We start from the raw sequence: 2106 nt of genomic DNA, 5'->3' as shown, positions 1-2106 counted from the left end.
CCAGGGCGCGGCGCACACGCTGAACCTGCGCAAGCAGCCTGGGGAGCCGGCAAAGGCGGCCGTGGCGATTGTCAATGTCGCTCATGACGAGGACAAGCCGCTGCGACTGCCGCTTGGCAATAGCGGCTAGGACGGCATTCTCGATAAACCCGAGCAGGTCCGTCAGGAGATCGCGAAGCGAGAAGCGGTCAGCCGCGCCACGGATCGGGATTGACGTTGTTCGGGTGGCTTCTGCGATGACGCTATTGGTGCGTATCGCGGAAAAGCAAGACGTCCTTTCAGATTCCCTATCAGAGCTTGAGGCCCGAGCGAGACTGGGAATCCAGTGACAAATGTCTCGCGGCGCTCGCCGGCTTCAAAGCGTGCCGTAGCCCGGGCGAGCCCATTAGAGCCGAGCTCGTCGTCAGCCGGAGGTGAGTAGACGGCGCTAGCGTCACGGCCGCTTATACCAAGGCGCAAACCATACCCGCCATTCGTCGATCTAGCTATTCGAGCCTTTTGGTTTCACCGCCTCCTGCCGGTCCGCGGCGGCGAGTGACGGGAGGCGATCTCCCACTTCTGCGATCAGCACGGGGGGCTGATCGCGACGGGCCGGTTGTGCGATCTGATTTTAGTTGGAAGGGGCTTGAGCCGCCAGTACTAACGCGTCGGACAGCTCCATGAAAAAACCGCCGAAGACAAAGCGCCGCGCCGAGGTCGGGTTGTAACGATTCTGCTATTTGTTTCCACGCGATTACCACACGATCACGAAAAAAGCCGGGTCCCGTGATGTTCTTCACGAGACCCGGAAGTCGGCCGGACAGCCGGCCTCTGGGAGAAAATGTGCCGTCTTAGGGCCTAGGTGAGTTTCCCGACCGACTTTTCGAGAATCGCCCATAATTCCTCACCATATTTTTCGCGCCAGCTTGTGTAGAAGCCGCCGTCGCGAAGTTTCTGCCTGAACGACTCGGTGTCGGGCTGATTGAATACAAGACCCTGTTTGGCCAGGACCTCTTTCAGGGACTCCGACAACTTGGCCATGTCTTGACGCTCATCGAGCGCTGCTTGATTGATGTTGCGGCTTACGACATCCTGCACATCCGCCGGCAGGCTTACCCAGTTGCGCTTGTTGGCAACGCAGAAGAACGCGTCCCACATGTGCCGGGTCCATGCGCAGTATTTTTGGACCTCGACAATATTTGCGGTCTTGATGTTGGCCATGGAATTTTCCTGTCCATCGACGACCTTCGTTTGGAGTGCAGAATAGAGTTCGTTGAAGTTGATGGACGCCGGAGCTGCCCCAAACGTCTGGAACATAGAAGTCCAAAGCGCTCCGACTGGAACGCGGATTTTCATACCGGCGAGATCCGCGGGCGAGTTGACTGGATGCGTGCTGGTGGTGATGTGCCGGAACCCGTTGTCCCACATCTTTTCCATCGGGAGGAGATTCACCTTTTCGATGAGCTTATGCAGAGCGACACCGAGTTCGCCGTCCATCGTTTTCCAAACCGTATCATAGTCCGGGAAAATGAAACCGAGACCATAGATCGAGGCCGCCGGAACCATGGTGGACAGTACATTGATACCAGAGTTCAGGAACAGATCGATGCCGCCTGCTCTCACTTGCGACAGCATGTCCGTGTCGCTACCAAGCTGGTTGTTCGGGTAGACCTGCAGCTCAACCCGCCCGTTCGTCTCCTGTTGGATGCGCGTTGCCGCCTCCCTTGCGCGCGTGGTGATTGGATGGGTTTCGGCCAGGTTAAACGCGAACTTCAGGGAATATTCGGCCGCGGCAGCTCGCTTCATTGAAAAGCCGAGCGCGGTGGCGCTTAGACCTAGCGTCGTCGTCATCGTAAATGCGCGTCTTGTCAGGTTTACCATAGCGTTCTCCTCCAAATAACTCTGTGAATTTTGACTGGTCGATGCCGGACTAAAGGAAGCCGATCGAGAGCCACGGAACCGCAGCAACAACGGCAAGACCAATGGCCATGGCGACGATGTAACCGACGATCGGTTTCATGCCCGCATCGGGGCTGACCCGGGTAATTGCGCAGGCAGCGTAGTAGCCAACGCCGAAGGGCGGCGCGAACAGGCCGATACCCATCGCCAACACGACGACCATGGCGT

At 57.9% G+C, this 2106-nt stretch carries 2 protein-coding genes; both read right to left on the bottom strand.

Going from position 1 to position 2106, the window contains the following annotated elements; genetic code table 11:
* Positions 1–837: 837 nt before the first annotated feature.
* Complete coding sequence (locus C9413_RS31525; protein WP_170251453.1) at positions 838–1830, bottom strand: TRAP transporter substrate-binding protein; 993 nt, start codon at positions 1828–1830, stop codon at positions 838–840.
* A gap of 79 nt (positions 1831–1909) precedes the next feature.
* A partial coding sequence (locus C9413_RS31520; RefSeq protein WP_170251451.1) for a TRAP transporter large permease subunit occupies positions 1910–2106 on the bottom strand: 197 nt, incomplete at its 5' end.

It is taken from the genome of Rhizobium sp. SEMIA 4085 (assembly GCF_013004495.1).
In the GTDB taxonomy this organism is placed as follows: Bacteria; Pseudomonadota; Alphaproteobacteria; order Rhizobiales; family Rhizobiaceae; genus Rhizobium; species Rhizobium gallicum.
This window is presented reverse-complemented; position numbering and strand designations above follow the sequence as displayed.